This window comes from Luteibacter sp. OK325, from assembly GCF_003050935.1.
Lineage (GTDB): Bacteria > Pseudomonadota > Gammaproteobacteria > Xanthomonadales > Rhodanobacteraceae > Luteibacter.
In genome coordinates this window covers 47,311-66,671 of record NZ_QAOX01000005.1, presented here as the reverse complement: position 1 = coordinate 66,671, position 19,361 = coordinate 47,311, and the positions used below count along the sequence as shown (strand labels likewise).

Annotated in this window: 19 protein-coding genes; 9 read left to right on the top strand and 10 right to left on the bottom strand. The window is 61.7% G+C overall.

The annotated features are described in order from the left end of the window. Positions 1 to 49: 49 nt before the first annotated feature. Together C8J98_RS12360 and C8J98_RS12355 are read left to right on the top strand one after the other, a co-directional pair. Positions 50 to 955 carry a LysR family transcriptional regulator gene (locus tag C8J98_RS12360; RefSeq protein WP_107913507.1) on the top strand — a complete coding sequence of 302 codons (906 nt, stop codon included), beginning with the start codon at positions 50 to 52 and terminating at the stop codon, positions 953 to 955. A 157-nt stretch (positions 956 to 1,112) separates the two neighbouring features. Next, positions 1,113 to 1,862, top strand: coding sequence for a glucose 1-dehydrogenase (locus C8J98_RS12355; protein ID WP_107913506.1), 750 nt, complete (start codon positions 1,113 to 1,115; stop codon positions 1,860 to 1,862). Here the strand turns inward: C8J98_RS12355 and arr are convergent, their stop codons facing one another. Further along, positions 1,863 to 2,261 carry an NAD(+)--rifampin ADP-ribosyltransferase gene (arr, locus tag C8J98_RS12350; RefSeq protein WP_107913505.1) on the bottom strand — a complete coding sequence of 133 codons (399 nt, stop codon included), beginning with the start codon at positions 2,259 to 2,261 and terminating at the stop codon, positions 1,863 to 1,865. A gap of 166 nt (positions 2,262 to 2,427) precedes the next feature. Beyond that, on the bottom strand, positions 2,428 to 2,928 hold the full coding sequence (locus C8J98_RS12345) for a DoxX family protein (protein WP_107913504.1): 501 nt from the start codon (positions 2,926 to 2,928) through the stop codon (positions 2,428 to 2,430). Positions 2,929 to 3,095: 167 nt separating this feature from the next. Here C8J98_RS12345 and C8J98_RS12340 point away from each other — a divergent pair, with 167 nt between their 5' ends. Next, positions 3,096 to 5,435: an arylsulfatase gene (locus C8J98_RS12340; RefSeq protein ID WP_107913503.1), complete on the top strand. Its 2,340-nt coding sequence runs from the start codon at positions 3,096 to 3,098 to the stop codon at positions 5,433 to 5,435. A 7-nt stretch (positions 5,436 to 5,442) separates the two neighbouring features. On the opposite strand, the gene C8J98_RS12335 is transcribed toward C8J98_RS12340, so the two are convergent. Next, positions 5,443 to 6,966, bottom strand: coding sequence for an FAD-dependent monooxygenase (locus C8J98_RS12335; protein ID WP_107913502.1), 1,524 nt, complete (start codon positions 6,964 to 6,966; stop codon positions 5,443 to 5,445). Positions 6,967 to 7,038: 72 nt separating this feature from the next. Between C8J98_RS12335 and C8J98_RS12330 the strand changes: the two genes are divergently transcribed. The 3 genes from C8J98_RS12330 (at position 7,039) to C8J98_RS12320 (ending at position 8,658) form a co-directional block, all read left to right on the top strand. Next, a complete protein-coding gene (locus tag C8J98_RS12330) occupies positions 7,039 to 7,677 on the top strand; it encodes a TetR/AcrR family transcriptional regulator (RefSeq protein ID WP_233260215.1) in 639 nt (212 codons plus the stop codon). Between the two features lie 118 nt (positions 7,678 to 7,795). Further along, positions 7,796 to 8,002, top strand: a complete 207-nt coding sequence (locus C8J98_RS12325; RefSeq protein WP_107913500.1) for a YciI family protein — start codon at positions 7,796 to 7,798, stop codon at positions 8,000 to 8,002. A 2-nt stretch (positions 8,003 to 8,004) separates the two neighbouring features. Beyond that, the gene (locus C8J98_RS12320; protein ID WP_107913499.1) at positions 8,005 to 8,658 is read left to right on the top strand and encodes a glutathione S-transferase family protein; all 654 of its coding nucleotides are present in this window, start codon (positions 8,005 to 8,007) and stop codon (positions 8,656 to 8,658) included. 27 nt (positions 8,659 to 8,685) lie between these two features. Here the strand turns inward: C8J98_RS12320 and C8J98_RS12315 are convergent, their stop codons facing one another. The 3 genes from C8J98_RS12315 to C8J98_RS12300 form a co-directional block, all read right to left on the bottom strand. Then, positions 8,686 to 8,973, bottom strand: coding sequence for a hypothetical protein (locus tag C8J98_RS12315; protein WP_107913498.1), 288 nt, complete (start codon positions 8,971 to 8,973; stop codon positions 8,686 to 8,688). Positions 8,974 to 10,127: 1,154 nt separating this feature from the next. Further along, positions 10,128 to 10,424, bottom strand: a complete 297-nt coding sequence (locus C8J98_RS12305) for a hypothetical protein (protein WP_107913496.1) — start codon at positions 10,422 to 10,424, stop codon at positions 10,128 to 10,130. 122 nt (positions 10,425 to 10,546) lie between these two features. Next, positions 10,547 to 11,479, bottom strand: coding sequence for an AraC family transcriptional regulator (locus tag C8J98_RS12300; RefSeq protein ID WP_199229902.1), 933 nt, complete (start codon positions 11,477 to 11,479; stop codon positions 10,547 to 10,549). Positions 11,480 to 11,615: 136 nt separating this feature from the next. On the opposite strand from C8J98_RS12300, the gene C8J98_RS12295 reads away from it, so the two are divergent. Further along, positions 11,616 to 12,446: an oxidoreductase gene (locus tag C8J98_RS12295; RefSeq protein WP_107913495.1), complete on the top strand. Its 831-nt coding sequence runs from the start codon at positions 11,616 to 11,618 to the stop codon at positions 12,444 to 12,446. A 19-nt stretch (positions 12,447 to 12,465) separates the two neighbouring features. Here the strand turns inward: C8J98_RS12295 and C8J98_RS12290 are convergent, their stop codons facing one another. Further along, complete coding sequence (locus C8J98_RS12290; RefSeq protein ID WP_199229901.1) at positions 12,466 to 13,098, bottom strand: VOC family protein; 633 nt, start codon at positions 13,096 to 13,098, stop codon at positions 12,466 to 12,468. 177 nt (positions 13,099 to 13,275) lie between these two features. Further along, positions 13,276 to 15,603: an arylsulfatase gene (locus C8J98_RS12285; protein ID WP_199229900.1), complete on the bottom strand. Its 2,328-nt coding sequence runs from the start codon at positions 15,601 to 15,603 to the stop codon at positions 13,276 to 13,278. Positions 15,604 to 15,932: 329 nt separating this feature from the next. Between C8J98_RS12285 and C8J98_RS12280 the strand changes: the two genes are divergently transcribed. Then, positions 15,933 to 16,802, top strand: coding sequence for a transporter (locus C8J98_RS12280; RefSeq protein ID WP_158272690.1), 870 nt, complete (start codon positions 15,933 to 15,935; stop codon positions 16,800 to 16,802). Positions 16,803 to 16,824: 22 nt separating this feature from the next. Here the strand turns inward: C8J98_RS12280 and C8J98_RS12275 are convergent, their stop codons facing one another. Further along, entirely contained in the window at positions 16,825 to 17,415 is a 591-nt protein-coding gene (locus C8J98_RS12275) for a TetR/AcrR family transcriptional regulator (RefSeq protein WP_107913491.1), read from the bottom strand. 108 nt (positions 17,416 to 17,523) lie between these two features. Between C8J98_RS12275 and C8J98_RS12270 the strand changes: the two genes are divergently transcribed. Then, positions 17,524 to 18,135: an NAD(P)H-dependent oxidoreductase gene (locus C8J98_RS12270; protein ID WP_107913490.1), complete on the top strand. Its 612-nt coding sequence runs from the start codon at positions 17,524 to 17,526 to the stop codon at positions 18,133 to 18,135. A gap of 13 nt (positions 18,136 to 18,148) precedes the next feature. On the opposite strand, the gene C8J98_RS12265 is transcribed toward C8J98_RS12270, so the two are convergent. Continuing rightward, positions 18,149 to 19,357, bottom strand: coding sequence for a serine hydrolase domain-containing protein (locus C8J98_RS12265; protein ID WP_107913489.1), 1,209 nt, complete (start codon positions 19,355 to 19,357; stop codon positions 18,149 to 18,151). Positions 19,358 to 19,361: the final 4 nt, after the last annotated feature.

The following is a 19,361-nucleotide window of genomic DNA, read 5'->3' as shown; positions in this document are numbered from 1 at the left end:
TAACGAGCGTTCCGCCAACACGCGCACCCCGATAGACCAGGAGCTCCGGATGGACCGGATCGAAGCGATGCAGTTGTACGTACTGGTCGTCACCACGAAAAGCTTTTCCAAGGCGGCACGCTCCGCTGGTGTGAGCCAGTCGACGGTCAGCAAGCAGATGTCACAACTCGAGAAGAGGCTAGGGGTGCAGCTTCTTCGTCGGACGCCCCGTGGCTTCAACCTCTCGGACGCGGGGCGGGCCTTCTATGATGCTTCGGTCCGCCTTATTGCCGACCTCGAGGAGGCCGAGCAGAGCGTCGCGGCGGGCCAGGAAACACCGGTGGGTCGCATTCGTGTTGCGATATCGCCGGCTTTCGGGCGCATCTACATTCTTCCCCATCTCGCCGAGTTCTTTGCCCGATATCCAGGAGTATGCGTTGAGTTCGATATCTCCGAGCGTTTCGCCAACCTGATCGAGAACGTGGTGGACGTGGCCATTCGTATCGGCAACCTGGTTGACTCGACACTCATTGCGAAACGCATCGGGGCGATCGAATTCGCCACCGTCGCCACCCCGGCGTTCTTTCAGGCGCATGGAACGCCTGAACACCCGACCGATCTTGCCGGCATGCCCGCAGTTGTATTCACCTTTCAAGGCGCGCCCCGTCCCTGGACATTCCGTGATGAGGGCAAGGAGCTTGCGATCGTTCCCGCCCCACGGGTCCTGAGCAACGACGCGGAATACATACGCGCGGCCGTGATGGAGGGGCTTGGCGTCGCCCACAACGCCAGCTGGCTATTCCATGACCAGATAAGCGCCGGCACGCTGACGCAGGTCCTGCATCAGTTCGAGCCCGGAACCTTGCCCATCAATGCCCTGCACGCCAGTAGCAAACGCCTGCCTTCGAGGGTCCAGGTCTTCGTGGACTTCGTGGCGGAAAAGCTGGCGGAGCATCCACACCTGCGCGTGCGGTGAGGGAAGGACCAGTGACCGGGTGTGACGCCGGCGAATAGTTACTAGTCGATAACTTCCACTGTTCAACCCCATGGGACGTCCACACCTTTGTGGGGCGCATCTACGTGCGACCACGCTGGCAACCAGCGCGGACCTCAACGTCCTGTGGAGAATTGACATGTCTTACCTTAAAAATAAGGTCGCCGTGATTACCGGTGGCAGCAGCGGCATTGGCCTGGCCATCGCGCAGCGCTATGTTGCCGAAGGCGCCTTCGTTTACATCACCGGTCGTCGCCAGGCGGAGCTGGACAAGGCGGTGGCGCTGATCGGCAGCAACGCCAACGCCGTCCAGGGCGACGTCTCGAAACTCGAAGATCTGGATCGGCTGTACGCCCAGGTGAAGAAAGAGAAGGGTCGCGTCGACGTCCTCGTTGCCAACTCCGGCATCGTCGACCCGAAAACCATCGATGATTCGGACGAGGCACACTACGACAAGACCTTCGATATCAACACCAAGGGTCTGTACTTCACCGTGCAGAAGGCGCTTCCGTTGATGGGTCGGGGTGGTTCCATCGTCCTCGTCGCCTCGGTCGCTTCGACCAAGGCGATCCCAGGATACGGTACCTACAGCGCGACCAAGGCGGCCATCCGCTCCTTCTCCCGCACCTGGACACTGGAGCTCAAGGAGCGCGGTATCCGTGTCAATACCTTGAGTCCGGGTCCGATCGACACGCCGATCATGGATAGCCAGGCCACTACCAAGGAGGGTGCCGACCAGATCCGCGCATCGTTCGCGGCGGTTATCCCGCTTGGCCGCATGGGGCGTTCGGAGGAAGTGGCTGCCGCCGCCCTGTTCCTGGGCTCCGAAGAAAGCAGCTTCATCGCAGGCATCGACCTCGCCGTCGATGGTGGCATGGCTCAGGTCTGATTATTCGATCGCCTCGACGCCCATCTGCCTGAGCTCCTCAACGCGATCCTGCATTGCCTTGAGCGTCTCGGGCGGATGGGCCGTCCAGTTAAGAACTTCGCCGGTCACTCGAAACGGATCGCGAGAGCGATAGGACTTCGTGATATTGCCGGGGTACTTCTTGTCCGTCAGATTCGGATCGTCTTCGATGGGACCGGTCGGTTCGACGACATAGATCCTGCCACCCCCCGTGCCGATGGCCAGCTCAGCTCCCCAGATGGCTGCATCCATGGTGGCGGTCAGGTAAACGAACGCCGCCTCTTTCCTTCTTCCGAAGTTGGACGCATAGCCCGGCACGATCAGATCACCTGCTTCCAGGTCGGCTTTCGTGCCGTGGTAGTACGTCTGTGATTCAGTCATCTCGTTACTCCCGCTTCATGAGGCGTCGAAGGAGTGGCGATGCTGAACTACGCACCAGGGCTTTCCGCAAGCCCCCCTGCGTTGTATAAATTAATAACGGGAAGGCGCGCTGCGCCTGATACAGCGACATGGGAACGGGCGCGCGCCCCAGGTGGGGGGCATGATCTCAGTTTCGAAGCCGTTCCTTCTCGCGTCGCGAAACCCAATAGCTGTCCAGCGCCAACGGGCCGGCCCCACCAAAACACAGGGCCAGCAGGCCTGCCGCATACAGCAAGTCAGTCTCATAGCCAGGCTGGCCGAAATGCGCGCCCGCCGCGTCGTAAGAAAGCAGCTTGATTGAGCTGAATCCGTTCGGCAGATGCACCGTCAGTGTCGCGACAAGCAGCACGGCGAGCATGGGTAGCGCCGCCAGGGGAACGAAGGCGCCCAACACGATCAACAGGCCACCCACGACCTCGATCGCTATCGTGGCCCACCCCAGAAGGTCCGCGAAGGGCAGTCCCATCGCATGCAGAATCGCTATGAAGGCGTCTGGCCCGCGAGCGAGCTTCGCATACCCGTGCTGCATGAAGCCAAGGCCGACCATTAACCGCAGAGGCACGGCGTACCAGCCGGACGGTACGGGCAGCGGCGCGACCGCGAATCGGGAGAGAAATGATGTCTTCATAAGGGCTAGTTCGCCGCGGCGATTCGGTTGGTTACAGGCCTACGAATTTCTACGCAAGTCGCCCTGCATAACTACGGTGGCGCAGCAAACGCACTCGTCTCACCTTTGACTGACACACGTTCCCCAACCGTGCGATCCCGTGGCAAGGGATGGCCGAGGACCCAGGCATGGTCACGACGAAGAAGACAACCGCTGAATCTCCCTCTCCCGCCGGCACACCTGACGTGCTACCACGGCCGGACTTCCGCTTTCCGGGCGAGGTAGGGCGCACCTACCTGGACTCGGATCCGGCGCAGTTCCCCAAGCCGGTGTCAGCACCGGCGGGGGCACCGAACGTCCTTCTGGTGCTGATTGACGATGCCGGCTTCGGCCAGTTCAGCACCTTTGGTGGCGGGGTTCCCTCGCCGACCATGGACAAGCTGGCCGCCGAGGGTTTGCGCTTCAACCGCTTTCACACCACCGCACTATGCAGCCCCACCCGGGCGGCGCTGATCACGGGCCGCAATCACCATTCCACGTCATTCGCGGGCATCACCGAACTGGCGACGGGATACGACGGGTATACCTGCATCCTCCCGCGCAGCTGCGGCACGATCGGCGAAGTGCTCCGGCAGAACGGTTATATGACGGCGTGGATCGGCAAGAACCACAATACGCCCACGTGGGAGACCAGCGCCGTAGGACCCTTCGACCGCTGGGCGAATGGGCTCGGGTTCGATTACTTCTACGGGTTCAATGGTGGCGACATGAACCACTGGAACCCCATCCTCTACCAGAATCGCGACCTCGTTCCCGCATCCACCGATCCGGACTACCACCTGACCGTGGACCTGGCGGACAAGGCGATCGCCTGGGTACGGCAGGCGAGCAGCATCGCGCCGGATCGCCCCTATTTCCTCTACGTCGCGACCGGCGCGACGCACGCGCCGCATCACACGCCGAAGGAATGGCTCGAGAAGTTCAAGGGCCAGTTCGACAACGGCTGGGACAGCTACCGCGAGCAGACGCTAGAGCGGCAGAAGAAGCTCGGTGTCGTGCCGAAGGACACGAAGCTGACCGTGCGCTCGAAGGGCCTTCCCGCATGGGATTCGCTCAACGCCGATCAGAAGCGTCTCTATGCCCGGATGATGGAAGTGTTCGCCGCCTACGGCGCGCATTGCGACCACGAACTGGGACGTGTGGTGGATGCCTGCAAGGCGCTTCCCAACGCCGACAACACCATCATCGTCTATATCGCGGGCGACAACGGTTCCAGTGCCGAGGGTGGCATCGAGGGCTCACTGTGCGAAAACCTGTTCTTCAATGGTTTCTCGGAAAAGTGGGAAGACAACATCAAGGTCATCGACGAGCTCGGCGGGCCCAAGCACTTCAACCACTTCCCGTCCGCCTGGGCGCATGCGATGAACGCGCCTTTCCAGTGGACCAAGCAGGTCGCCAGCCATTTCGGTGGCACGCGCAATCCCATGATCATCTCCTGGCCGGCAAAGATCCGCGACAAGGGCGGACTGCGCGACCAGTTCCTGCACACGATCGACATCGTGCCGACGCTCTACGAGCTGTGTGGCATCACCGCACCCAGTGAACTCAACGGCATCCAGCAGAAGCCGATCGAAGGCCGCAGCTTCGCCACGGTGTTCGACGACGCCGGTGCGACGGCGACGCGAACGACCCAGTATTTCGAGTTGGGTGGCAACCGCGGTCTCTACCACGACGGCTGGATGGCTTCGTCGCCGTCTTTCATTCCGTGGGATCCGAACCGGCAGGAATGGGATCCCGACAAAGCCGTGTGGGAGCTCTACAACGTCGACGAAGACTTCTCGCAGGCGAACAACCTTGCCGATCGATATCCCGACAGACTCAGGGCACTGCAGGACCTGTGGTGGGTCGAGGCATCTAAATACAGCGTCCTGCCGCTCGACTGGCGCGGCAGCATCCGCATGAACGCCGAGCTCATGGGGCGCCCGAGCCCGATGGGCCATCGCAACGAAATTACCTACTACCCGGGCACCATCGGACTTCCCGACGGTTCATCGCCACGCATGTGCAATCGTTCCTGGACGATTACCGCGGAGATCGACGTGCCCGCGAACGACGCCAACGGCATGATCGTCACCCACGGTGGTCTCGAGGGTGGCTACGGCCTGTACCTGCGCGACGGCAAGCCCACCTTCGTCTACAACTTCCTCAGCATCGAACGCACGACGTTCGCAGCCGAGACGCCGCTGCCCGCAGGCAAGGCCACGTTGGTGGTCGACTTCCGCTACGACGGCGGTGGCATGGGCAAGGGCGGCGAGTTCACGGTGAAGGCGAATGGCACGAAGATCGCCGGCGGCCGCGTCGAGCGCACCATCCCCATCCAGTTTTCGTTAGGCGAGGGACTGGATGTCGGCACCGATGTCGGCTCGCCTATCGACTTCACCTATACGCTTCCCTTCAGTTACACCGGGACGATCGACAAGGTGACCATCGTCCTGGGTGATATGGAGATAGGCAAGGCGCCGGCGTAATGCAGGCTCAAGGCTCGCCGAACCATCGCGCCAGACGCGGAACGAGATCGGCGGGGTCTGGGTCACCCTCAACGGCCCAGGCCACGATTCCATCGGGCCGCACGAGGAGGGCGCTCAGGCCCAGTCGGTCCTTCGCGTCGCCAGCAACGTAGGCGACGCGCTTCGCCCAGCGACTTGCCGTGGCTTCGAGCGGTGCGCGCGCGTCGAAGTCCAGCAGCACGGCTTTGCCTGTTCTCAGGTGCTCACCGAGCCGCGTTCCATCGGCGAGCTCGACATCGGGAGCACTGCGACCCGCGAGCGGATGTGCCTCGCCAAGGTCATGACGAAGAGACACGCCCCACACGCGCTCGGCGAAATACGTCGCGCCGTCACGCGTGTCGATCAGGTCACGGATGATGGCCTCGAGCGCACGTGAACTTCGGCTTGGCCGCATCAGCGCCACCTGTGCACGCGACCAGTCCAGCACCTTCGCTCCCACCGGATGCCGCTCGCTCGTGTAGGTATCCAGCAAGCCGTCCGGCGCATCGCCGCGGATCGTCCCGGCCAGCTTCCATCCAAGATTCATCGCGTCGCCGAGGCCGAGATTCAGGCCCTGGCCACCCAGCGGGGAATGGATGTGCGCGGCATCGCCGGCGAGCAGTACCCGGCCGTTGCGGTAGGCAGTCGCCTGATGGGCGCGATCGGTCCATGTCGTGGCAACGCGGAGTGCCGTCAGCGTGACATCCGTGCACGAGATGCGACGAAGCACCGCCTGCACGTGCTCGCGCGTGATTGGTTGGGTACGGTGAAAGGCGCCGCCGTCGAACTCGACCATGGCGACGGTTCCGGGTTTTCCATAGGTGTACATGCCTGTGGGTGTGTAGTGACGGCCGGGCTGAAGCGCATTCGGTTCGGCGATATCGACGTCGACGGAATAGCCGGTGAATTCGGGGTCGGTGCCGATGAAGGCAAAACCGCCGGCTTTGCGCACGGTGCTGCGGCCGCCATCGCAACCGACGAGCCAGCGTCCGCGAAACACTTCGCCGCCTGCACGGACGAGCACGGTCTCATCCGACTGCTCAAGACCTTCGACACCAAAGCCGCGTCTGATGTCGGCTCCCATCGCGTTAGCGCGCGCCTCCAGCGTCAGCTCCAGCGACTCCATATCGACCATCATGCTTGTGCCGGCGGGACCAGGCACACGCCACGGCCAGTTCGAACGATCGATCCTGTCCTCGTAGAACTGGATGCCGGCAAAGTGGCCGCCCGGCCGTCGGGGCTGGTCCATCCAATGGGCCGCACCTGCGGCGCCAGGACCGGAGCCATCTTTCGAGGGCTGCAGCGCCGCGATGTCGTCCAGCATGCCTCGCCGGTAGAACGCCTCGATCGAGGGCGCGGAGAGCCCACGCATCCCGAAGGGCAGGCGCTTCAGCGGTGAGCGCGGGTCCTCCTGCGGCTCAAGCACCAGCACCGACAGGCCGGCGAGTCGCAATTCACAGGCCAGAAACAGACCGACCGGGCCCGCACCGGCCACCACGACGTCGTAGATCAAGGGATATCCTCAGGCAGGCGTCAGGTGCCACCGACGCAGTAAAAAGGTACACTGAGTGTAAGTTTCTACAGGGTGAGCAGCCTGATGTCAAAACCGGTGGGGCTTCGGGACCAGAAAAAGGCGGAGACGCGCCAGACCATTTCGCATGTCGCCACACGTCTGTTCATCGAGCGCGGGTTCGAGAACGTCTCGGTGGACGAGGTCGCGCGTGAGGCGGGGGTCGCCAGGAAAACGGTGTTCAACTACTTCCTCAGGAAGGAAGACTTGTTCTTCGATCGCGAGGAGGAGCTGCGCTCTTTGGTGCGCGCCGCCATCGCGGATCGCGGGGAGCAGTCACCCGTCCGTGCGTTCCAGGCCTTGATGAGAACATTGCTGAAAACGGGGCACCCGATCTTCCGAATGTCCGACCGGCCGATCCAGTTCTGGCGCACCGTGGTGGAGAGTCCCGCGCTCACGACGTACGCGCGAGAGCTTCAGGTGACACTCGCCAACGACCTTGGCGAGATGCTGGCCGATGCCGTGGACAGGCCTCGCGCCGATCCTGATGCGCGCCTCGCTGCATCGATGCTCATGTCAGCGTTGGTGGTGGCGTATGGCGACGCACTCCGTGCGTTTCGCGTGCACCAAGACCCCGTTGAGGCGTTCGTGCGCGTGATGGAACACGGTTTTGCAGGCGCCGATGCCGCGGTCGCCGGAACGCCTTATGTTTGAGATCACCTAAGCGCCCGGAAAATACTTTTGGCGGACCTGTCGATTTCCCGCCCGCCCGTTCGACGGTGTAGTAAGGCAACAGAAACCCGTCGACCCGAAGACCGCCACAGGAGACGTCATGACGCAGTATCTGGTCGCTATCCACCACCGCGATGGTGCCGTGTTCGTTACCGACGGGCCCTACCTCGAAGCCCGGGAGCACGTGGGTGGTTTCTGGATACTCGAGGTCGCCGACCTGGATGAGGCATTGGCGTGGGGCCGCAAAGCCGTCGTCGCCTGTCGGGCGCCGGTTGAAGTCCGTCCGTTTCATCATTGGGAAGCTTAGCGATGACCATCACCATCACAGCCTTTGAGAAGTCGCCCGATGGCGGCAAGGGACTCGCACGCGACACGCGTGTTCGTTGGGCGCTGGAAGAAGTGGGCCAGCCCTACGAGGTTCTCCCTCTTCCTTTCCCCGCGCTGAAGGAATCCACGCATCTGTGTCGCAATCCCTTCGGCCAGATTCCAACCTATGAAGAGGGGGACCTCTGCCTCTTCGAAAGCGGTGCGATTGTTTTCCATCTCGCCGAGCGCCATCCGGGTCTGTTGCCGGAAGATGCGAATGCCCGGTCGAGAGCGATCATGTGGATGTTTGCCGCGCTCAACTCCGTGGAACCGGCGATCCTCGAAATTGTTACCGTCAAGTTTGTAGAGGGTGACAAGCCTTGGACCAAGGAGCGCATGCCGTTGGTCTTCGATCGTATCCGCCATAGGTTTCGCCAGCTTTCTCCCCGCCTTGACGCTGCCGAATGGCTCGACGGTGAGTTCAGCGCCGGCGACCTGTTAATGGTGTCGGTTCTGTTGAGGTCGAGGCCCTCGGGCATCCTGGACGAGTTTCCAAATCTCGCCGCCTATGTCGCTCGTGGCGAAGCGCGGCCTGCGTATCAACGGGCCTTCGCTGCACAGCTGGCGCAGGCCATGGGGAAGCATGCCGCTGTCTGAAGCGTCCGCAGGCGCCGTGGATGAAGGTCAGGGAGCGTCGCTTGCTGTCACTTGCTCCCAACACATCCGCACGTGGGCCTGCGCCGTGCACTGCACACCCATCAGGACCAGTGCCCCGATCGCCTCAAGGCCGAGCGCCATACGTTGGCAGTCGACGTTGTCTGCTTCGTGGATGAGATCGGCCAAGAGTCCCGTAAGGCCACGCGCGTACTGAAGCCACTCGGTAGCGGCACTCATCAACCCGTGTGCCGACGCTCCGGGATCGGCGTGGTAGGTGACTTGCTCATCGGGCTTGCGATGGGTCGATGCAGTCATTGCGTGCTCTCCTTGTTTCTCGCCGCCACTGACCCAGGTGCGGCACGCCATGCACAGCACGACATGCCGCGGATCAAACGGACTCGCGGGTTCACCGGCGGCCCGTGACTGGGCCCCGGATGGTTTGTGTTGATGAAGTGTGTTGCGGAAGGCAGCCCTGATCTCGGGTCGCACGGCTACGTGCCGCGTTGCTCGGCCGAGAAAAAACTCAGGTAGCGGCTACTGCCGCCGCTCTTCAACCGTGTCTGCGACGTGGGCAGACGGCTCGGTAACCGGTGGGTGTGCCGCCTTGGGGATTCGGCGGGCGAGCGGGTGCCGTATGATCGGTGTCAGCCATATCAACTCTCTTTTAGTTGGTTGTGGTTAGCGGGTCAGGGGTGTTTGCTGCACCTCTGGCTCGCGCTTCTTCACCGCATGAAGCGATGGTTGCCTGCGGGGCGTTTGTGTCGACGACGCGGGCAACGGTTAGAAACGTAGCAAAACAACTTCGTGTTGTCTGTAGGTGTGGTGCGCAATCGTTGCTTTGCGTGTTCCTTCGACGAAGTGTTCGCCGATCCACCTACGAAGTTTCGGGTTACAGCTCCGAACTTCATCGCAAGTACGCCCGGATCCGGATCACCGAGGCGCGGAATAAGCGATAGTCATGGAAAACAGGACTGGGACGTCCCTCACAAGCGTTTTCATCAACTGCCCTTTCACTGATGACTATGGCGATCTCTTCAAAGTCCGCGCTTCAACATGCCATTTGAACTGGGCCTCGCCATGGGAATCAGGGCTGCGGGGCGGAAGCATTCAAAGCACAGGGTGCTCATCCTTGAGAGGCAAAAATACAGCTACCAAAAGTTTCTTTCGGACATCGCCGGCCAAGACCTTCAGGCCCACGGAGGCGATGTAGAGGGGATGATTCTGAGAGTACGTAACTGGCTGCGTACTGAGGCCGACCGCGATCTGCAAAGATTTCGGGCGACACTCCCGCTCAGCTGCGAGAGTGCTGGCATCGCCCCTGGAGATCTACCCTTCCCAGAACTTCTCGCAATGCAGATGCAGTTCTTGAGAACTGAATGCGATGGACTGTGATGCCGTCAGCCCCGTGCGAGGCCATTTCTTGATGGTGGATCGGTACCGCACCCTGCGCGCGGCACCGATCCCGCACGTTACTTCCCTTCGGGAACGAGATTGGCCAGCTTGCCCTTCTTGTCGAACTGGCAGCTGAAGTTCTTCTTGCCGTCCATGCCCGCGTCGGCAATACCAGCGATCGAGTAACCCGAGCCGGAATCTGCAGCCTGGATGGGTTGTAGCTGGATGTAGTCGTTCTTTACGTCGTACTTCTTCGCTGCAGCGTCCAGGCAGCGTGTGGTGAGCTTGCCCGGGTCGGGTCGGTCGGAAGCGAAGGCGTTCGAGGCCAGGATCAGGCCGAGGGAACCGGCCAGCAGCAGGGCGGAATGGCGCATGGGTCTTTCTCCGTACGAGGCACGAGGCCGGGGTCATTACCCGTCCGAGTGTGCCTTTCGATTCCTTGCGGCAGGATGAATCGAGCGCTGAAGTCCCGTCGCACGACCAAAGAGACTCGGGCTCAGTGCGACGAAACGAACGCAGACGGTGTGAGTGCTGCAGGCATGGCGAAGTTCCGCCTCATTCGCTCGACTTCTTCAATCGGTGGTCTTCCGAACAGTCGCCTGAACTCTCGGCTGAATTGCGACGCACTTTCATAACCTACGGCAGTGGCTGCTGCTGCGGCCGTCGTGTGCTGACGAAGCATGAGCAGGCGCGCCTGGTGCAAGCGTGTGGACTGCACATAGCGCATCGGTGACGTACCCGTCATCGCGCGGAAATGTGCGTGGAAGGTGGGCGGGCTCATCGCTGCTTCGCTTGCCAGTTCGTCGACGGTTAGCATCTCGCTGTAGCGGCTATGGATCATGCGGATCGCACGCGCCACCATGCCGAACTTGCCCTGCTGCGCCAGCGCCGCGCGCAACGATCCGCCCTGGGCGCCGGAAAGGATCCGGTAGTAGATTTCGCGCACGAGGGCGGGGCCGAGTACCTCACCTTCGGGTGGCTTCGTCAACGCTTCGAGCAGACGCAGGACGGACGCGGCAAGCGCGTCTTCCATGGGCGACGAATACAGGCCCCGCGGGGGCGCTGCCGATGGTCCGTGTCGCTCATCGATCTGAATACAGAGTTCCGCCGCCATCGCATGGTCCAGCCGGAAGTAGATCGCCAGCAACGGCTCGTCCGCCGAGGCGTCCGTCTCCATCGTGAAAGGTACGGGTACGGACACGACGAGGTAGTGCTGCTCGTCATAGATGAATACGTCGTCGCCCAGAAAGCCTCGCTTGCGTCCCTGGACGACGATGACGATGCCGGGCTCATAGAGCACGGGAGTGAGGCTCAATGGTCGATCGGCGCGGAGAAGGCGCACATCGGGCAACGGCGTCAACGTGTATCCCTCCTCCGGCGCGAGGTCGCGGAGCAGGCCGATCATGCGGAGACGGAGGGGCGTGTCCATGCGTCCACTCTCCGACTTCCGCGGGCTTCTCGCAACCACCGCTCATAGGATCAGGCAATCACGTCACATGCCTGGCCATGGGGCACAGGGTGTTCGGGACCTACGATGGGCGCTATTCCTGACCAGGAGACTATCGATGACCAGCAAGACCCTTTTCATCACCGGCGTCAGCAGTGGCTTCGGCCTGGCACTTGCCCGCGAAGCGCTGTCTGTCGGCCACCGTGTGATTGGCAGCGTTCGCAACGATGAGGCGCGCCGCGCCTTCGAAGCCCTGCACGATGAACGTGCTCACGCGATGCTTCTGGATGTCACGGACATCGAGGCCATCCCGGGTGCCGTCGCCGATGCGGAATCGCGTTTCGGTCCTGTCGACATCCTCGTGAACAATGCCGGCTACGGCCACGAGGGCATCTTCGAGGAGTCGCCGCTCGAGGAAATGCGTCGCCAGTTCGAAGTAAACGTGTTCGGCGCCGTGGCGGTTACCCAGGCATTCGTGCCGCGGTTTCGCGAACGTCGCCGCGGGCATATCGTCAACATCACCTCGATGGGAGGTTTCATCACCATGCCCGGCATCGCGTACTACTGCGGTAGCAAGTTCGCGCTCGAAGGGATCAGTGAGGTGCTCGGCAAAGAGCTGAAGCCATTCGGCGTGCATGTCACCGCCGTCGCTCCGGGTAGCTTTCGTACGGACTGGGCGGGCCGATCCATGCAGCGCTCACCGAGAAGCATCGCCGACTACGACGCGATGTTCGATCCGATCCGTCGGGCTCGGGAAGAGAAGAGCGGCAAGCAGCTTGGGGATCCTGCGAAGGCGGCCAAGGCTATCCTGAAACTTGTCGATCTGCCCGAACCGCCCGCGCACCTTCTTCTGGGCAGCGATGCCCTCGCACTCGTACGCGACAAGCTCACCACCATGGCGGCGGATATCGATACGTGGGAGAGCCTGACGCGATCGACTGACGGTTAACGAGAACCACGGCTGGCCGTTACAAGGGCAGATCCTTGCCCGCCTGCTCAGCTACGAGGTACTCGGCATACCAGTCCGGCCAGTTCTCATCGTGCTTGCCACCGGTCCGCTTCTCGTGTGCGCCGTGCGCGGCGCCGGCCCGCCGCAGTGCAGCGGCGAGGTCCGCCGCCGAGGCAAATGTCGTGGTGTTCGTGTCCAGGCGCCCGGCAAGTCGCTGGGTGAGCTCCTGTAACAGCCAGCCATTGCCGTCCGGATCGCTGAACGAAGCAAATGAGCGGTAGCTAGTGCGTTCGGGATGCGGGCCGCTAAGCCGGACCCGGCCAAACAGATAGGGCTCGTCCTGACCGAGGTAAACTCCGGCACCATCGTGAAAGACTTCGCTGACCTCGACACCGCGACCGACCAGTTCTTTCCGGGCCGCCTCGATGTCGGCGACGATCAGGTACAGCCCCCGGGCGGACCCGGGCGCGGCCGCGGTGACATTCTTGCCGAAGATGACAGAGCACCCGGAGCCAGGCGGTGTGAACTGAATGACACGGAAGTTGCCGTCATCCGAGGCGAAGTCCGCGTCCAGCCTCCATCCGAGGTCGGCATAGAAGCGCTTTGCACGATCGACGTCGGAAACAGGGACGACGACGATCTCGAGCTTCATGTCCACGCCCCGCAGATGCGGGCTCCCGACTGCGTCGCTGCTCATGTGAACCTCCGATAGCCTGGGCCGAACCGTCACCGAACCATCGGCGCTCCCAGCCGCTCGCGTCTTGCTAACGCATGCCTGGTGTTGGCGATCCTTGCGCGCCTGAATGATTCAGCATGCGCCTCCATACCTTCATTGCGTCGCCAGTGCCCATCTCGCATGGAGCTCGTGTTGCCCGGCAAGCTCCTCGAATGTTGTTTCGCTGACGTCGACCATCACCTTGACGATTTCGCCGGTGAACTTGAAAGGCGACTGGTACAGGTCCGATACCGGTGAAACCGTGTCGCAGCCGACGTCGAAGGTTTCGTTCACGGTGAAGTAGCCGGCAACCTGCTGTTCAAACCTACCGGTACCGACCGTGGCTTTATCTACCCTCAGGGTCACGGTGCCGCCGGTCCCGAATTTTCCTTCCTCGTCGACTTTGATTTCCGCTGAGAGCACGTGGTGCCCGGTCGGGATCACGCCCTCGGATTCCACCCGGTAGCGGACATCGTTGTAGTAGTTGTGTTCCCAATACAGCTTGCCGTCCTTGATGAAGAGCGAGTAGCCACCGGGGATGCCGCCGCAGCAGACGAGTACGCCGTCGCTCCCGCCCTTGGGGATTGTTACCTCGACCGCCAAGGTGTGATGCACGTTCTTCGTGTTCGGGGAAGATCGCTCACCGATCCGGATGACCCCTGGCGTATAGACGAAGTGCTTCTTCCCGCGCATATGGCTGGGCTTCAACGCGGGGTCAGCACGCTGTGCGAAGCGATCATCGAGGGGAAGTACGTCGTACCTCGCCGCTTCGGCCATGAAGCGGTCCTGGAGGTCCCTTAGCCTGGTAAGTTCCTTCCTGGCCAGGTCATTACTCTGGGAGAAATCGTCTTCGATGTTGTAGAGCTCCCACGTGTCATCGTCGAAGTTGGCCCCGCCGGACGTGAGCCATGGCAACCTACCGTGCAGACACCCGGCAACCCATCCGTCGTGATAGATGGCGCGGTTGCCCAGCATCTCGAAGTACTGGGTCACTCGACGACTCGGTGCATCGGCGCGATCGAAGGTGTACGCCATGCTGATGCCCTCGATCGGCTTCTGCGGAACACCATTGACGGATCGCGGCTCGGGAATGCCTGCGGCGTCGAGAAGCGTAGGCACTATATCTATGGCGTGATGAAATTGAGTGCGCAAGGCCCCATGATCGGTAATGACGTTCGGCCACGAGATCACAAGGCCATTACGCGTACCGCCGAAGTGCGATGCCACCTGCTTCATCCACTGGAAAGGCGATGAACCGGCCCAGGCCCACCCCACGGGATAATGGTTCTCATGCAGTGGACCGCCGATCTCGTCGATATGGCTGAGGATCGTTGACACGTCATCGAGCAGCCCGAGCTGTGTCTTCATGTTGTTCAGGGTGCCGGTTAGCGAACCCTCGGCGCTGGGCCCGTTATCGCCAACGATGTAAATGATGAGTGTGTTGTCGCGCAGACCCATGTGTTCAATGGCGTCTACTACCCGACCCACTTGTGCATCGACATGCTCGAGAAATCCCGCGAACACCTCCTGCATACGGGCATAGAGTGTCTTTTCGTCCGCAGAGCACGTTTCCCACGCGGGGATGGAGTCGGGGCGGGGTGTGAGTTTCGTGCCCGCTGGTAAGAGGCCGAGCGCTTTCTGCCGGTCCAGGGTGATCTGCCTCTGGCGATCCCAACCGTGATCGAATTTCCCCTTGTACTTATCCGACCATTCCCTGGCCACGTGGTGAGGTGAGTGGCAGGCGCCAGGAGCGAAGTAAGCGAAGAACGGCATGTCCGGCGCGGCGGCCTGTTGCTGGCCGATCCACGAGATGGCGCGATCGGCGATGGCTTCGCTGAAATGCCATCCCGGATCGTCGTGGGGCGGTTCGATGGGAGCGGTGTTCTCGAACAGTGGAGTGTGCCATTGGCTTGCTTCGCCGCCCTGGAATCCATACCAGTAACCAAATCCCTTTCCTGTGGGCCAACGGTCAAACGGGCCGGCCGCGCTCAGTTCGTGGTCCGGCGTGTTGTGCCACTTTCCGAAAGCGGCAGTGGCGTATCGATTGCCCTGGAGAATCTCGGCGATGCTGGCCGCTTCCCGAGGCCAACAGCCGTCGTAGCCAGGAAATCCTGTCGCCATCTCCGTGATGACCCCGGAATGCACGGAATGGTGATTACGGCCGGACAGGAGGGCGGCTCGCGTTGGGGAACAGAGCGCCGTTGTATGGAACCGGTTGTAGCGAAGGCCTTGTGTAGCGAGCTTCTCCAGTGTTGGTGTGTTCGCTGGGCCGCCGAATGTGCTGGCTTGTCCAAAGCCGACGTCATCAAGTAGCACGAGGAGTATGTTCGGCGCACCTTCCGGCGGCGTCCGCAATGTAAGGACGTCGGCCTCGGAGTCGACGTAGGTGTTTCCGATGCGGCCCTTGAACCGGGGCTCCGGTACGGGGAGGGTGTCGGACACGCACGCGGCCTCCGATCGTTTCGTGCTTTCCGGGAGAATGTCGGTCGTCTTCACGTGCGCGCTCCTCGTCGCCGGCACCGCGCCAATGGCAACGCCACCTGTGGAGTATCTAACCGGATCCGCGAGTCGTCATCCGCAGTTCCACTCCGGAGAGGATGGTAGTTCTACGCACTCCGACTTCGGGAAATTACGCTTCCGCGAAATCCGAAGAGCTTTCATCCTCGCTACTCTCGGGCCTTGCGAGACGGGGCGTCATGATAAGGGTCGCGTTAGTTTCGGCGCTTCTGGCCCTGACGGCGGTCACGGCTGCCTCTGCTTCCGAAGGTGGCATGGGGCGCCCCATCACAGGCCTCCAGGCCTCTTCATATGCGGGGCTGATACCGCCCACCCCAGGATGGCTTTGGGCCGCTGCCTACGCTTACTACGATGGGAAGATCGGTGCCTCGCGCCAGGTGCCGCTCACCGGCGGTGGCACATCGCTCGGCCTTGAAGGACAGTTCCAGCTGCTCTCGTTCACCGGGCTGTACATCTGGAAGACCGAACCTTCGTCGTGGAACTACGCGTCCATGGTGACCTTGCCGTTCGCCAACGGACATCTGAGTGTCGATGCGCGCATCGGCCGCTTCAGCGGAAGCGTCCATGACAGCAATACCGGCCTGTTCGACATGGCCTTTGCGCCGGTGATCGCGAGCCACCATTTCAGCGAGACGCAGCATGTTTCGGTATCCCTCTACGTTTACGCCCCGACGGGCGAGTACAAAGAAGGGAAGTTGGCGAACCTCACGCTTCACAACTGGACCTACTCGCCCACCGTTGGGTACACGCAGCTGTTCCAGAATGAGTCGTTGGAATGGAGCTCCACGGCTGCCGTCGACGTCTATACGAAGGATTACGCGACGGATTATCAGAACGGCGCGGTGTTTCGTATCGACTCACTGCTCATCAAGCGCTTTCCCTCGGGTTGGGGTATTGGCGCCGTGGGCGGGTGGATTGAACAGATCGAGGACGACACGGGTCCAACGGCCGACGCATTGAACGGTTTCAAGGGTCGTTCGTTCGCATTGGGGCCGACGGGGACGTTCAAGAAAACATGGGAGGGCGGCCAGGTGGAATTTTCCTTCCGCTGGCTGCATGAGTTCGATGTCAAGAATCGCCTGAAGGGCAACCCCGCGATGCTTACGGCGTCGCTCTCGTTGTAGCAACGAGAAGCGTCGGCAAACGCTATCGCTGCGTGGCGTGCATCAGCATGGGCAGGACGATCGCTTCGATCTTGTCCGCCATTTCCTCGGCCGAGATGCGCTCGCGCATGTCGAGCCAAAGGCGGGCCGCGCCGAAGATCGCCCATGCCGCCGTGGTAAACACCAGCTCCGGATCGATGCCGGGCGCGGCAGGACGTTCGGCGGACCCCTCCCGGAAGATGTCTTCCACCACGGCAATGATGGAGTCCTCCAGTGGCATCTTGGCGAGCGCGCCGGGACAGCCGGGCGAGGCTGCCAGGTAATCGCAGACGCCGAGGGCGATGGCCCGCAGGCCGCCCTCGCAGGAGTTGAATGACAGGCCGCGCCGATCGACCAGATCGCGGAAGCGCGCACCCGCCATGGCCTTCAGCAGGCTGCCTTTGTCCGGATAGTGCAGATAGAACGTGGCACGGTTCAACGTCGCTTCGTCGGCGATTTCCTGGATGGAGATCTCTTCGAACGGCTTTTGCGCCAACAACCGGACAAGCGCATCCATGAGCATGCGACGACTACGCAGGATGCGCGGGTCGATCTTCGGCAGCGCCGAATCAGTGGAGGGAGCGGTCTCGGTCATCGGAGTCAAGGATACCGGCATCATCACTCGCCGTCTAAGCGACACTTGTCTATTAGATGAAACGAACATATGCTGTGTACACGACATATGTCGTTTAGGAGTCTGCCCATGGCTACGCTGCTGCACATCGATTCCAGCCCGATGCTCGAGAATTCCGTCACCCGCCAGCTTTCGGCGGCCTTCGTCGAGCAGTGGACTACCGCCAATCCGAGGGCGCGCGTGTTGACGCGAGACCTCTATGCGACACAGCTCCCGCCCATCGACGCGGCGTGGGTGAATGCCGTGCGCACCCCGGCAGACCAGCGAACCGCCGAGCAGATCCAGACGCTGGCGCTCTCGGATTCGCTGATCGCCGAACTGGAAGAGGCCAATGAGTACGTGTTCGCCGTGCCCATGCATAACTTCGGCGTCCCGGCCATCTTCAAGCTCTGGATCGACCAGGTGGTACGTGCGCAGCGCACGTTCTCCTATGGCGACGGCACCACGCCGGCGGGCCTGCTCACGGGCAAGAAGGCGACCTTCATCGTCGGAACCGGCGGTCCGCAGACGGATGCATACAACTTCGTCGGACCCTATCTGCAGACCATGTTCGGCTTCCTTGGTGTGACCGATGCCACGCTGCTTACCGTGAACGGAACCATGGCGCTCAACTTCGGCGCGGACCGTGAGCAGTTCATGGCGCCGCATCTCGAGGCCGCGGCTGTGCTCGCACGGGCCTGATGGGCCTGGGCTCCTAGGACTTTCCTGCGCGGTCCCCGTACTCCCAGTCATACGGCACAGCCGTATCACCGAGGATGAACTTAACAAGATCGGGAAAGCCCGCCTCCGCCCGTACATCGTTCGAAAGAATGACGACGCATCGTTGGGTCTTCTCGAGGCAGACGACCGTATTGGCCGTTTGCTCGTCGTGTCCACCTTTGAAGAAGCCGTGGCCCTGCGGTCCATCGAAAACGACGACACCCAGTCCGGCGTACAGATCCTTTCGCTGCTCGCTTTCCGGAAGCGAGGGTGCGAAGTTGGGAAACTGGTGTGCCGTCGTGATCTTCAGTTGCGGCTTCGTCATCTCCGTGCGAGAAGCCTTGCTTAGTCCATCGCCGCGCACGAGCGCCGCAACGAACTTCGAGAGGTCGGAGATGGTCGTGTCCATCGATCCTGCTACACGCACCTTGCTGCGGGAATCGTGCTCTACCGGCTTGCCTTGATCGTTCCAGCCATCGGCCAGGTTCGTCGCAAAGTCCGGTCGCCACATGAGGCGTGTGCGCGTCATGCCAAGGCGGGTGAAGGTCGACGTCGTCAGGATGTCCATATCGACACCCAGGCCTTGCGAGGTCTTTCCCTTCTCAATAGCGAACTGAAGCAGGCTCAGGCCTTCGCCGGAGTAGCTGAAGCGTGTGCCGGGATCGAAATGAATGCGCAATCTCTGGTCGGGCTCTATAAACCAGAAGTTCGCGAAACCCGTGGAGTGCGTTAGCGACATGCGCGGCGTGATCTGCCGCCAGCGCGGATCGTTTGCGAGGTCGGTGTAAGGGCCATACTTGCCAAGAAACGCCTCGTCCGTGTGGGGCCCGTACTCGATCAACGGCTTTTCGAGGTCGTCCGTGATCGGCGTGTCGAGCTTGAGCTTGCCCAGGTCGATCAGTTGCATCACGTGATAGCTGAAGACCATCTTCGTGAGTGACGCCCCGTACATGACCGTGTCCACGGTGAGCGGCTCTTGCTTGGCATTGCGAATGCCATAGGCCTGCACGTAACCCACCGCGCCGTGATCGATCACGGCGATGGCCAGGCCATTGGCGTGTGTGCGGGCCATCACTTGCTTTACCTGGGCGTCGATAGCGCTTGCGGTCGGAAGCGTGTGGATCGGATCCCTGGCGAACACGCTTTCCGAGATAAACAACAAGGCGGCGATGAACAGTGCTTCATTGATATTCTTGAACGTCATGAGC